A 14,035-nucleotide genomic window follows, 5' to 3' on the forward strand; every position below is an offset into this window, starting at 1 on the left:
CGTCAGTTCTCATCGAGGTGGCGGGCCATCGCTTCCGGGGTTCGCAGGGTGAACAGATCACGGATGGTGATCACAGGACCGTACTCCCGGCGGAGCAGCCCGATCAGCCGCACCGCCAGCATGGAGTGTCCGCCGAGGGACACGAAGTCGCTCACCGCACTCACCTCGTCATCGTCCAGGTCCAGCGCCTCGGCGAAGAACTCGCAGACCACCCTCTCGGTTTCGGTCTCCGGTCCGCGCTCCTGCGCCGTGGTCAGCGCGCCCAGCGGCCTGGCATCGGGAAGCGCCTTGGTGTCAGCCTTCCCGTTCACGGTGAGGGGGATACTGTCGACCTGTGCGTAGTGGGTGGGGCGCAGGAAGTCCGGCAGCCCCGCGCCGACTTCGGCGGCGACCCGGGCCAGGTCGGCGGAGTCCGCCAGGACGAGATAGGCGGCCAGCCGGTGAGCCCCGTCGACCTGGGGGTCCGGCTGGGCGACCGCGGCGACGAAGCGGACCGCCGGGTGGGCCGCGAACACGGCCTCGACCTCGCCCAGTTCGACGCGGTGCCCGCGGATCTTGACCTGCTGGTCGGTGCGGCCCAGGTAGGCGATGTTCCCATCGGGCCTGCGGAGCACCAGGTCCCCGGTGCGGTACATGCGCTCGCCGGGTGCGCCGAAGGGGCAGGCGACGAAGCGGTGCGCGGTCTGGGCGCTCTGGCCCAGGTAGCCGCGCGCGATGCCGACGCCCGCCACGTACAGCTCGCCGGCCACTCCGTCGGGCAGCGGCCGCAGCCAGGGGTCGAGGACGTACACGTCGGTATTGTCGATGGCCACGCCGACCACCGGGTCCTGGCATTCGAAGGTGCCGACGCCGAGGGTGTTGATGGTGTACTCGGTGGGCCCGTACAGGTTGTAGCCAACCGTGCCCTTCGTCCCGGCGAGCCGCCGCCACAGCGTCGGGGTGACGGCTTCACCACCCAACAGCACCAGCGCGGGGCGTCGTTCGGGGTTGTCGAGCAGCCCTTCGGCGACCAGCTGCTGGGCGTAGGTCGGGGTCACGTTGATGACGTCGATGCCGTGCTCGCCGCAGTACTCGACCAGCCGGGGTGCGTCGCGGCGCAACTCCTCGTCGCAGATGTGGACTTCGTGCCCGTCGGCGAGCCACAGCAGCTCCTCCCACGACATGTCGAACGCGAACGACACGGTGTGCGCGATCCTGAAGGTCCGGTGGCCGTGGTCGGCGAGCACCGGTTCGAAGATCCGTCGCTGATGGTTGATCAGCATGTTGGTGAGCCCTGCGTAGGCGGTCACCACGCCCTTCGGCTTCCCGGTCGATCCCGAGGTGTAGATCGTGTACGCGGGGTGGCGCAGCCGGTCCGGGTCCTCGGGCGTGAACGTCACGAACGGCTCCGCCTCGGGCAACGGGCGGTCCAGTTCGATCAGTTCGCCGCTCAGCCGGGGCGACACGCTGCTCACGGTGAGGATGACCTCGGGCCGCGCGTCCTCGACGATCGCCGCGATCCGCTCGTCGGGGTGGTCCAGTTCCAGCGGCACGTACGCGGCGCCGACCCGCAGGACGGCGAACAGCGCCGCGATCCAGTCGAGGGAGCGGGGGATCGCCAGCCCCACGGTGGTCTCCGGGCCGATGCCCCGCCCGGCGAGCACGCCCGCCACGGCCCGGCTGCGGTCCCGGAGTTCGGCGAAGGTCATCGTCGCGCCGTCGGCGACGAGCGCGATCCGTTGCGGATCGCGGTCGACCGCGAGGTCGAAGCGGTCCACGACGGTGTCCGTGCCGATGTCCGTGCGGTCGGCGGGCTCGGGGTCCGGTCCCGGACCGGGCAGCGCGCCCATCGGGCCGGTCGCCCCCGCCACGTCCTCCAGGACGCGCAGGTAGTCGTCGAGGAGCAGGCGGGCGGCTTCGGGGTCGCCGTGGCGGTGCTCCAGCTTGACCGTGAGCCGGTCGCCAGGCGTGACGACCCAGGTGTACGGGTAGTGGGTGGAGTCGTCCGCCCGGACGGATGTGATGCCGTGGCGGGCGTTCATCGCGGCGAAGGCGTCCCGGTCCAGGAAGTTCTGGAGCACGAACAGGTTGTCGAAGAGGGTGTCGTGGCCGCTGGCCCGCTGGATCTCTCCGAGCCCCAGGTGCTCATGGTCCATCGCCGCGACCCGCGCCGCCTGCACGGCCGCCAGGTAGGCGCCGACCGTGTCGTCGGGCCGGGCCCGCGTCCACATCGGGACGGTGTTCAGGAGTACGCCGACGATGCCGGAGCGCCCCTCGCCCTCACGGCCCGAGACGGTGACGCCGAAAACGGCGTCGGCGCGGCCGGTGCGGGCCCCGAGGAGGAGGCCGAAGGCCCCGGTCAGCACCGAGTTCAGGGTGACGCCGTGGACCCGGGCCGCTTCCCGCAGCAGCTCGGTCAGTTCGGCCGGGAGGGAGTGCACGAGCGGCTGCGGCAGCTCCTGGGCCAGGGCCGGGGCCGGTCCGGCGAGCAGCGTCGGCCCCGGCAGGCCCTTGAGGTGCTCCGCCCAGAAGCGCTCGGACTCGGACGGCTCCTTCGCGGCGAGCTCCCGGGCGTACTCCTCGAAGCCCGGCACGGCGGGGGCCGTGTCCCACGGCTCGCCCGCGACGACGGCCTCGTACGCGTCGAACAGGTCGCGCAGCAGGATCTCGCGGGACCAGCCGTCCCAGAGCAGCAGGTGGTAGCTGAGCAGCAGGTCGTCGTGGCCGTCGGGTCGCCGTACGACGGTGATCCGGATCAGCGGCGGCTCCCCCGGGTCGAAGCCTCGCTCGCGGTCCCGGGTGCGCAGGGCCTCGGTCTCGGCGTCCGTCGCCGCCTCGACCACCCGGACGCCGACCCGGCGGCTCGACTTCAGGACCTGGACCGGGTTTCCGTCGTCGTCGGTGGTGAAGCCCGCGCCGACGACCGGGTGGCGCGCGATGACGTACGCCATGGCGTCGGCCAGCGCGTCGGTGTCCAGGCGGCGGTCGAAGGTGAAGTAGCTCTGGGCGACGTAGTGCCCGGCCGCGCCCGCCATCTGGGCCTGGAAGAACAGGCCCCGCTGGAGCGGGGTGACCGGGGCCGTGCGTTCGGCCGTCGCGGAGGCGTGGGCGATCTGCTCCAGGGCGGCGAGCCAGTGTCCGGCGATCGCGTCCGGTACGCCGTCGGCGAGGGTGAAGGCCGCGTGCAGGCTTCCGGTGGCCTCGTCGGTCCAGGCGTTGACCTCTACGGCGTACGGGCTGCTCCGCTCGCCGCCGGTGAGGTGGGGGGCGCGGGATTCGGCGCCCCGGCCGAGGTAGTTGAAGAGGATCTGAGGGCGGGCGGTCAGCAGCGGGGCGGTCTGCGGGTTGAGGTACCGGAGCCGGCCGTAGGCGGTGTGCCCGTGCTCGTCCGGCTGGCGTTCGGCGACCTCGCGCGCGGCGGTGACCGGGTCGGTGTGGGCCGTGAGGCGTACGGGGGCGATGGAGGTGAACCAGCCGACGGTGCGGGAGTAGTCGTGGTGCTCCAGGGCCGGGACCCGGCCGTGGCGCTCAAGGTCGACGGCGAGGTCGGTGGGCGCGGCGGCCTGGATCTGCGTCAGCGCGGTGCGCAGGGCGCCGCACAGCAGCTCGGTGAGGCCGAGGCCGAGTGCGCCGGGCGCGGTGCGCGTCACCCGGTCGCTCGTTTCGGGCGGCAGGACCGCCGTGATCTCGCGCGTCCCCGTGACGGCGGGCAGCAGCGGCGGTGACTGAAGGATGGTGATCCAGTGGCCGAGGGCCTCGGCCGGCTCCCCCGACCGTACGGCCAGGGCTTCGGCGTACTCGGCGTACGAGGTCGTCGGCGGCGGTAGCGGGGAGCCGCCGAGGGCGGTGGCCAGGTCGTCGAGGAGAACGAGCCAGGAGACGGCGTCCACGGCGAGGTGGTGCACGGTGACGACCAGGGTGCGGCTCGGCTCCAACCAGGTGAAGGCGGTGACCTCTCCGGTCTCGGGGTCGAGCCGCCCGGCGGCCTCGTTCGCGGCGGCCGTCGCGTCGGTCGTGTCCACCTGCACGACGTCGGCCTCGCGGGCGGGTTCGGTGCGAAGGGCCCACACGCCGTGCTCGACCTGGAGGCGCAGGCGCAGGGCGGGGTGCGCGGCCAGGACGGCACTCGCCGCGCGCCGTACGTCCGCGAGTCCCGTTCCTTCGGCGGCGACGAGGGTCCTGGCCTGGGCGAACCGGGCGAGTGAGCCGCCGAGTTCGCGTTGACGCAGGATGATCGGTGTCGCCGGGAGCGGGCCGTCCTCGCGGCGGGGCGGCACGGGTGCGGCGCGTTGCGGGGCGCGCGTGGCGAGGTGGTCCGCGAGGGCGCGCGGGGTCTTGAGGAGGAATACGTCCCGGGGTGCGATCGGCAGGCCGAGTGCGCGGGCCCGGTTGATCACGGTGATGGCGACGATGCTGTCGCCCCCGGCGGCGAAGAAGTCGGTGTCGGCGTCCACGGCGGCCCCGGGCAGCGCGGCGGCGAAGATGTCGACCAGTGCGGTGAGCGCGGAGTCGCCGGTGGCCTGCTCCCGCTGACTGGCCTCCTGCTGTGCGGCGCGCTCGGTGAGGGCTTTGCGGTCGAGCTTTCCGTTGACCGTCAGCGGCAGCGCGTCGACCGGCAGCACCCGGCCCGGGACCATGTGTACGGGCAGCTTGGCGGAGAGCCGGGCGGTGCAGTCAGCGGGCACCTCGCCCACGACATGGGCGACGAGGTGGTCGCCGCTGTCCGCCACGGTGACGGCCACATCGACGACCCCGTCCAGCTCCCGTACGGCTCCCTCCACTTCGCCGAGCTCGACCCGGAATCCCTTCAGCTGTACCTGGTCGTCGGCGCGGCCCGCGAACTCCAGCTCGCCGTCGAGCGTCCGCCGGGCGAGGTCTCCCGTGTGGTACATGCGGGAGCCGTCGGCCGCGAACGGGTCGGCCACGAACCGTCCGGCGGTGAGCCCGGGCCGGCCCAGGTACCCCGGAGAGACCTGGTCGCCCGCGACGTAGACGGCGCCCACCCGCCCCGGCGGCACCGGGCGGAGCCGGTCGTCGAGCAGATAGGCGGTCAGGCCGGGGATGGGGCCTCCGATGGGGCTGGCGTCCGTGCCCCGGGCGAAGTCGTCGTCCGTCAGCACCCGGTGGGTGACGTGGACGGTGGTTTCGGTGATGCCGTACATGTTGACCAGTTCGGGCGTGCCGGTGCCGTGCCGTTCGACCCAGCCGCGCAGCCGCCCGAGGTCGAGGGCCTCGCCGCCGAAGATGATGCGGCGCAGCCCCGTGGCGGGCCGGTCGGCGTGCAGGTCGGCCTCGATGAACCGGTAGAACGCGGACGGGGTCTGGTTGAGGACGGTCACGCCGCGCTCGCGGACCAGCCGGTGGAAGTCGACCGGGGAGCGGGTCAGTGCGTACTCCGGGACCAGCAGCTCGCCGCCGTGTGCCAGCGCGCCCCACAGCTCCCAGACGGCGAAGTCGAAGGAGAAGGAGTGGAACTGGACCCACACGTCGTCGGGTCCGAAGCCCATGTCGGGGCGGGTGTTCGCGAGGAGCGCCGACACCGCGGAGTGCGGTACGACGACGCCCTTGGGCCGGCCGGTCGAGCCGGAGGTGTAGATGATGTACGCCGGGTCCTGCGGGGTCGCTTCGGGCGCGGCGGTCTCCTCGTCGGCCGGGAGCCGGTCGCCCTGGACGAGGACGCGGGCCGCCACGCCCGCCCGTTCCAGCAGCCGGGTGAGGCGGCCGTGCTGTTCGCGGTCCACGAGGACGACCTGCGGGGCGGCGTCGGCGAGGATGTACTCCAGCCGCTCGTCCGGGTAGGCGAGGTCCAGGGGTACGTACGCGCCTGAGGCGGTGACGACCGCGATCAGGGCGACGACCTGCTCCAGGGAGCGCGGCACGGCTACGGCGACCCGTCGGCCGGGGAGCACTCCGGCCGCGCGCAGGGTTGCGGCCAACGCGTCCTTCTCCGCGGCGAGTTCTCCGTAGGTCAGTGAGCGGGTACCGCCGTCGAGGGCACATTGCGTGACGGCGGTGGCCGCCGGGTGGCGCCGTGCCGCGGCGTCGAACAGCGCGCCCAGGGTCGCCGGGGCGGACCGTTCCGGTGCCCTGTCGGCCTTCGGGGCCAGCTCGTCGACCGGGGTGTCCGGGTCGGCCAGCAGCTCGGCGAGGGTCCGGGTGAAGGTGTGCAGGACCGCCTCGGCGCTCTCCCGGCGCAGCAGCTCACCGTCGTAGATGAGGTTGAAGCGCGGGCGGCCGTCGCGTCCTCGCTCGACCACCAGCGTCAACGGGTAGTGCGGGGCTCCCTCGTTGACGATGTCGGTGATGACGAGGGTGTCGTCCGGGCCGCGCAGGGCGTCGACGTCGGTCGCCACGTCGAACACCACCAGTGTGTCGAAGAGGGAGCCCGCGCCGTTCTGCCGACTGATCCTCGCCAGGGAGACATGCTGGTGGGCCAGCACCCTGCCCTGGTGCGCCTTGACCGCCGCGAGCAGGTCCCGTGCGGTGTCGGTGCCTTCCCAACGGGCGCGTACCGGAACGGTGTTGATGAATAGGCCCACCATGTCCCGGATGCCGGGCACGGCCGCGTCGCGCCCCGACACGGTGGAGCCGAAGACGACGTCCCTGCCGCGCAGGATGCCGCCCAGCGTCACCGCCCACGCGCTGTGCACGGCCACGCTGAGGGGCACCCCGGCCGACCGTGCGGCTGCGTCGACGTCCTCGGCGGGCTCGGCGGCGAGGTCGGCGAACCGCGCGGAGGGGGTGTGCCCTTCGGCCACGAGGGACGGGCCGGGCAGGCCGTCGAGTTCCTCGCGCCACACGCGGTCGCTCTCGTCCTGGTCGCGTCCGGCGAGCCAGTTCACGTAGTCGCGGTAGCCGCCGAGCGGGTACACCGTCCCGGGCGCGTGGTATTCGGCCAGCAGCGTACGGAGCATCGGAGGCACCGACCAGCCGTCGGCGATGATGTGGTGCACGGTCTGCACCAGGACCGTGCGGCCCGCACCGGCGCGGATGAGGGTGTACCGCATCAGCGGCCCGGCGGCGAGGTCGAACCCGGCACGGCGGTCCCGCTCCGCGAGGTCGCGGATCTCGTCGTCGGTGATGGAGGGACGGTCCAGTGTGGTGAAGGGCGCCCGTATGCCGCTCTCGACGACGGAGACGACCCGGCCGTCGGCGAGGGACGTGAAGCGGGCCGCCAGGCCGGGGTGGAGCGTGAGCAGCCGGGTGGCCGCCGCGGCGAGCCGTTCGGGGTCCACCTCGCCTTCCAGCGTGAGGAGTTGCTGTTCGACGTAGCTGCCCGTGGTGTCGCCGTCGAAGACCGAGTGGAAGTAGAGGCCTTCCTGCAACGGGGTGAGCGGAAGGATGTCGCGCAGGGCCGGTCCGTCGAGCTCGTCCACGTCGGCCTGGGTGAGCGGCACCAGCGGGAAGTCGCTGGGCGTGTGACCGCCCGTTTCGAGGGTGGCGAGTGCGGTGAGGGCCGAGCGGAAGTAGTCGGCGAGGGTGTCGATGTCGTCGTCGGTGAAGACGCCTTCGGGCCAGGAGATGGTGGTGACCAGTGCGTAGTGGCCGTTCGGGTCGGGCTCGGCGATCGCGTTGAACTCCAGGGCACGCGGCAGGCGCATGTCCGGGTCGCGCCTCTCGCCCAACTGCCCTGTGGTGCCCGCGAGCTGCCAGTCACCGGAGGCTCCCGCGTCATAGCGGCCCAGGTAGTTGAAGAGGACCTGGGGGGCCGGTCCGGCCAGGCCCGCTCCGGACAGATAGCGCAGGGCGCCGTAGGAGAGGCCGCCGGACGGGGTGCGGGCGAGGCCCTCCTTGACCGCCTTGAGGGCGGCGGCGAGGTAGGCGGGCGCGGTGAGGTCGGCGGCCGTTCCGGGGTCCACGGTGACCGGGAAGAGAGTGGTGAACCAGCCGACCGTACGCGACAGTTCGGGTTCGAATCCCGCCGCTTCAGCGACGAAGCGCCCTTCTCGGCCGTGGCCCTCCAGCTCGATGTGGGCGAACGTCTGGTCCTGCCCGTGGTCGCGGCGCCGGCGGGCGAGGGCGACGGCGAGGGCGGTGAGCAGGACGTCGTTGGCGCCCGCGTGGAACTTCGCGGGGACCTCGCCGAGCAGCGCGGCCGTGTGCTCGGGCCCGACGGAGACGGTCCGGGTCCGCTCGCGGGCCACGGTGTCGGTCTCGGCCAGGGCCCGCCTGCCGAGCGGCGCGTCCGGCGCGGGCAGCGGGGTCTCGTAGTGCGTACGGTCCGCGGCGAAGGGGGCACGGGCCAGCAGCTGGGTCCAGCGGCGGAACGAGGTTCCGACGGGCGGCAGGTCGACGGGGCTTCCGGAGGCCGACTGACGCCAGGCCGTGGCCAGATCGTCCATCAGGATGCGCCAGGACACGCCGTCGATCACGACGTGGTGGGCCACCAGGACCAGTTGCCGGGCCTCGCGGCGCCAGACGGCGCGCAGCATCACCCCGCCCGCCGGGTCGAGCCCGTCGGTGGCCAGCGCGACGCACTGCTCCAGCGGGGCGTCGCTCTCCTGCCACCCGATGGCGCCCTGGCCGGGCTGCGGGATGGCGAAGCCCCAGCGGTCGCCGCGCACCAGCCGGGCGCGCAGCATGTCGTGCCGGGCGAGTACGGCGGCGAGGACGCGGTCGAGCGCGTCGGCGGTGAGGGCGGCCGGGGTGTTCAGGACGACCGACTGGACGAAGCCGTCGATCGCGTCCGTGGTCTCGCCGAGCCACTGCACTATGGGCGATCCCATGACCGGGCCGGTGGCTACGTCACCGTGGTCCACGGCGGTGACGCCCTCACGGCTCGCCACCGCCGCCAGTGCCCCGATGACGGTGTTGGTGAAGATCTGGCGTGCCGTCACGTGGAGGCCCACGTCCCGCAGGGCGCTCAGCAGGGAGATCGCCAGGATGCTGTCTCCGCCGAGCTGGAAGAAGTCCTGGTCGACGCCGACCTCTTCCCTCCGCAGCACCGCCGCGACGGCCGCGCACACCAGGCGCTCGTTCTCGGTGGCGGGCGCCAACACCGTGCCGGTGCCGGTCGCGGGCTCCGGCAGGGCGGCCCGGTCGACCTTGCCGTTGGCGGTGAGCGGGAACCTGGCCAGCACCACGAGGTGGGCGGGGACCATGTAGTCGACCATGGTGGCGGCGGCCCACGCCTTGACCTCGTCGCCGCTCAGGCCCTCGTTCCCGGCGGACGGGATGACGTATCCGACCAGGTAGGTGCCGCCCGCCGTGTTCTTCTTCGCGACGACGCAGCTGTGCCGTACCCCGGGGTGCTCGGCGAGGGAGGCCTCGACGTCCTCGATCTCCAGCCGCATACCGCGGATCTTGACCTGGTTGTCGGCCCGGCCGAGGAAGTCCAGCGACCCGTCCGGGGCGTACCGCGCCAGGTCGCCGGTGCGGTAGAGCCGGGACCCGTCCGAGGCGAAGGGGTTGGCCACGAAGCGGGAGGCGGTGAGGCCGGGGGCACCGACGTATCCGCGCCCCAGGAGGAACCCTCCGACGTACAGTTCGCCGCCGACGCCGACCGGGACGGGGCGCAGTTCGTCGTCGAGGACGTAGAGCTGGGTGTTGGGGTTGGCCCGGCCGATCGAGGTCGACAGGCGTTCGGCCGCGCCCCGGTAGATGACGTGGGAGACGCCGATGGTCGTCTCGGCCGGGCCGTAGCCGTGGTAGAGGGGGATGTCGAGGTGGCGGCGGAACCGCTCGTACAGCTCCGGGGTGAGCACCTCGCCGCCGCACCAGACGTGCCGCAGGCTGTCGAGTCGGCCGGAGTCGCCCGCGATCTCCAGCAGCACGTCCAGCATGGACGACACCAGATAGGTGAAGGTGACGCGCTGTTCGGAGATGACGCTCAGCAGGTGGTGGGGGTCGCGTTCGCCGCCGGGCCGCAGGATCACCAGGCGGGCGCCGGAGACCAGCGGCAGGAAGATCTCGTTGACGGAGATGTCGAACGAGAGCGGCGCCTTGAAGAGCGAGGCGTCGTCGTGGCCGAACCGGAGGATCTCACCGGCCTGCCACAGGAGGCGCTCGCTGATCGCGTCGTGGCGGATCATGGCGCCCTTGGGCCGTCCCGTCGAACCGGACGTGAAGATCACGTAGGCCAGGGCGGCGCCGGGGACGGCCGCGTCGGGCGCGTCCACCGGGTGGGCGCCGTACTTCCAGTCACCGAGGTCGACGGCGACGGCGTCCGGCTCCCCGGCGTCGGCCTTGCCCGTGGTGTTGAGCTGGAGCACGACCCGGGCGTCCTGGACGACGACGGCCCGGCGGGCGGTGGGCCACTGCGGATCGAGCGGCACGAAGGCGCCCCGCGCCTGGAGTACGGCGAGGAGTCCGACGACCATGTCGGCGGAGCGGCCCAGCGAGATGCCGACGGCCTGTTCGGAGGTGAGGCCGCGCTCGATCAGATGGTGGGCCAACTGGGCTGACTTCCGGGCCAGCTGCCGGTACGTCAGGGAGCGGTGCTCGTCGACGACGGCGATGGCTTCCGGCCTCAGGCGCGCCTGTTCGCGGAACATCTCCATGATGGTCGGGCGGGCCCGGTCGGCGCGGGTGTCGTTCCACCGGGCCAGGGCCTCGATCCTCGCTCCGGGGCCGGACGGGCCTATGGTGCCGAGGGGCCGGTCGGGGAAGTCGGCGAGGTCGTCCAGCGCCTGCTGCGCGTCGGCCTGATCGACGCCGGCCGGCAGGGCGATGCTCCGGCTGTCGACGTCGACCTCCCAACCTCCTGCCATGCGGCCGCCGTTGTCGACCCATCCGAGGACGTCGGGGAAGGGCGTGGCGGGCGTGAGGCGCATACCGTCCGGGCCGCTGCCGGTCGCCCAGTAGGCGAGTCCGACGGCGCACGCCTCGATGACGCCACGGTCGCTGTAGTCGCCGATCCGCCTGCGTACGGCGGCCAGTCGCGCGGGAGTGAGCAGTACGCAAGGAGCGGTCGGTTCCGTCATCGAAGTCTCAGCACCCTTCCAGGACATGCGAGTTAGCCCAGCCTTCGTTAGGTTTACCTAACTACCTTCTCGCCATGCGCGCCACAGTCGCGCGTACTGGCCGCCCAGGGCCACCAGTTCGCTGTGTGTTCCTTCCTCCACCACGCGTCCCGCGTCCAGCACGGCGATCCGGTCCGCCGCCATGGCCTGGGTCAGCCGGTGGGCCACGAACAGCGTGGTCCGGCCCGAGCACGCCGCCAGCACGGCACGTTCCAGCTCCGCGGCGCCCTCGCTGCCCGCCTCGGCGGTCGACTCGTCGAGCACGACCACCGGTGACCGGCTCAGGACCAGCCGGGCCAGGGCGATCTGGGCGACCTTGGTGACGTCCAGGCGCTCGCCGCCCTCCCCGACCCGGGTGTCCAGCCCGTCGGGCAGCAGCTCGACCCACGCTCCGGCGCCCACCGTCCGCAGGGCGTCCAGCAGTTCGGCATCGCTCGCCTCGGGTGCGGCGAGCCGCAGGTCGTCGCCGAGCGGACCGGCGAACACGTGGGTCTCCTGGGTCAGGATGCTCACCAGGGCGCGCGCGCCGGCCTCGTCCAGGTCGGCGAGGTCGTGCGCGCCGATGCGTACCGATCCGGCCCCCGGTCTCCCGATGCCCGCGATGAGCGCGGCCAAGGTGGACTTGCCCGCCCCTGTCGCCCCGACCAGGGCGAGCGATCCCCCCGCGGGAATGGACAGGGACACCTCCCGCAGCACCGGTTCCTCGGCGCCCGGATAGCGGAAGGTCAGCCCCCGTACGGTGACCGGATGCGGCGCGACGTCGGCCGGCCGGACGGACCTGTCGCCCACCAGCCGCTCCTCGGCGGGCTCCTTGAACACCCCGACCAGGCGGGTGAGGCTCGCGCCCGACTTCTGTGCCTCGTCGAAGGTGAACATGATGGCGCCCAGCGGGGTGAACAGGCGGTGGAACATCAGCGGGGCGGCCGACACCTCGCCCAGCGTGGCGGCGCCGCCCTCCAGGAGTGCGTACCCCACGACCAGGATCAGGACGAGCCCGATGAACTCGGCCCGGTTCTCGCGGCCGACGAACCGTCCGAAGAAGCGGAACACCTCGACGCCGAGATTGCGCACCCGCCACGACTCGCTGGTGACCTTCTCGCGGACGTCGCCCTCCAGTCGGTACGCCCGTACCGTGTCGATCCCGTTCAGCCCGCTGATCAGGGCCTGGGCGCGGTCTGCCTGGGCCATCCTCTGCTGCCGGTAGAGGGGGGCGGACCTGGGCAGGTACCAGCGCAGCGCCAGTGCGTACGCGGGCAGCGCCCCGGCTCCGGCCAGACCGAGGCGCCAGTCCAGGCCGAACATCCCGATGGTCGCGATGACGACCAGGACGCCCGCGGAGAAAACGGTGGGGACGGCCGTTCGGATGCCCTTGGAGAGCACGGCCACGTCGTCCCCGACGCGGGACAGCACGTCACCCCGGCCGACTTGTTCGACGCGGGTGCTCGGCATGCCCAGCACGGCGCGGACGGCCTCCTCGCGGAGCCGGGCGAGCAGTTCGGCTCCGAGTTTCCCGATCAGGTAGGTCGAGGCCGCGGTGGCCGCCGCACCGAGCAGCGCGGCGGCCACCATCAGCACCCCGACCGTGAGCAGTATCGACCGCGACGCACCCCCGACCACCCCGTCGACGACCCGGCCCAGCAGTAGCACGGGGAGCACCTGGAGCGCCGCCCCGGCGACCGTGGTGAGCACGGTGGAGGCCGTCAGCCAGGGGGCCTGCCGGCAGTGCCCGGCCACCCAGCGGGCGGCCTCGCCTCCAGTCGCCGTGTGCAGGTTCACCGAGGTTGCGCGGGTGTCGGTGGCAGTCACTCGGGAACCACATCTCGCCGGGGAAGGGGCCGTCGCTTCGTCACGCTACTTGACCGAAGCGACAAGCTCGTCGATCGCATAGGGCAGGGAGAGCAGGGTGCCCTGGGACATCGCCGCGCCGACCGCGGGGCCTTCACTGTCCAGGAGGTAGGACACCTTGCCGTTCTTGACGGCGGGCAGGTTCGTGAACAGCTCGAACTTCTTGAGCGCTTCCGTGTCCGCCTTGTCGTTGATGACGAAGATGCGGTCGACGTCGATCAGGTCGACACGCTCGGGAGAGAGCGCGACGGAGAAGCCGCCATCGGCGATCTTGTCGATCTCGGACTGATACGTGAATCCGGAACCGGTCACGAGCCGTCCGCGGACGTCGGTGGAGGTGAACGCCGAGATCGAGTCCTTGTACCAGGACAGCGCGACGGCCCTCTGCCCGGCGAACTCGGGGTGGGCCTTCTTGGCCGCGTCGAGCTTGCCCTGGATGCCCTTCACCAGTTCGGCGCCCTCGTCCTCCTTGCCGAGCGCCTTGGCGATGTGCACCGCGTTGTCTTGCCAGGGGGCGCTGAAGAGCTCCTTCTCCCCCTTGGTGCGGCCCACGGTCGGGGCGATCCTGGAGAGCTTCTCGTAAGCGGCCTTGTCGACCTCGGAGTAGACCGCGATGATCAGGTCCGGACGCAGGGAGGCGATCTTCTCGAAGTTGGGGCCCGCGTCACCGTTCTTCATGACGACCTCGGGGCGAGCCTCACCCCACTTGCCCTTCACCCAGGGCCACTGCGTGTTGATGTCGGGCGACTGGCCGACCGGGTTCGGGTACTGGTCGACCATGCCGACCGGCTTGATGCCGAACGCCAGGACCGCCTGGTCGTCGGTGTAGCCGACGGTGACGACCCGCTTGGGGGCCTTGGCCACCTCGGTGGATCCGAAGGCGTGCTCCACGGTCACCGGGAACGCGCCGTCGGCCGCGGCAGGCGCGTTGTCGCCGCCCTTGCCGCCCTTGCCTTCCGCCGAGTCGGAACCGCATCCCGCGAGGAGACCGACGCCGAGGGTCGCGGCGGACACCGCCGCGGCCAGTTTCCGCCACGGCTTCACAGTCGTCGTTCGATGAAGAAGCATCCGCAATCCCTACTTTCGCGCTGTCCACTGCGCCCGGACCGAGGGCAGCCAGACTGTATCCCGGAAAGTGAGGCCAGCCTAGCCTAACCAGCCAACATCCCGCCGCTAAGCATGAGTTGACCGAGGTCAATGCGTCACGGACCGACGAATCAATCTGCCACTCCGTCAAGAGCGGTTGCACA

Annotated in this window: 3 protein-coding genes; all 3 read right to left on the bottom strand. The window is 72.2% G+C overall.

What is annotated here, in order from left to right; all coding sequences use genetic code 11:
- Positions 1 to 2: 2 nt before the first annotated feature.
- From RI138_RS01230 to RI138_RS01240, 3 genes are read right to left on the bottom strand one after another with little or no spacing between them, the layout of a single operon-like run.
- Positions 3 to 10,901, bottom strand: coding sequence for a non-ribosomal peptide synthetase (locus RI138_RS01230; protein ID WP_311118379.1), 10,899 nt, complete (start codon positions 10,899 to 10,901; stop codon positions 3 to 5).
- 57 nt (positions 10,902 to 10,958) lie between these two features.
- A complete protein-coding gene (locus tag RI138_RS01235; protein WP_311118380.1) occupies positions 10,959 to 12,746 on the bottom strand; it encodes an ABC transporter ATP-binding protein in 1,788 nt (595 codons plus the stop codon).
- 45 nt (positions 12,747 to 12,791) lie between these two features.
- The gene (locus RI138_RS01240; protein WP_311118381.1) at positions 12,792 to 13,853 is read right to left on the bottom strand and encodes an iron-siderophore ABC transporter substrate-binding protein; all 1,062 of its coding nucleotides are present in this window, start codon (positions 13,851 to 13,853) and stop codon (positions 12,792 to 12,794) included.
- Positions 13,854 to 14,035: the final 182 nt, after the last annotated feature.

Source organism: Streptomyces durocortorensis (assembly GCF_031760065.1).
Classification (GTDB): Bacteria; Actinomycetota; Actinomycetes; order Streptomycetales; family Streptomycetaceae; genus Streptomyces.

Coding starts and splice junctions, on each gene's coding strand:
- RI138_RS01230 (WP_311118379.1), bottom strand. CDS start 10,901: ATGACGGAACCGACCGCTCCTTGCGTACTGCTCACTCCCGCGCGACTG.
- RI138_RS01240 (WP_311118381.1), bottom strand. CDS start 13,853: ATGCTTCTTCATCGAACGACGACTGTGAAGCCGTGGCGGAAACTGGCC.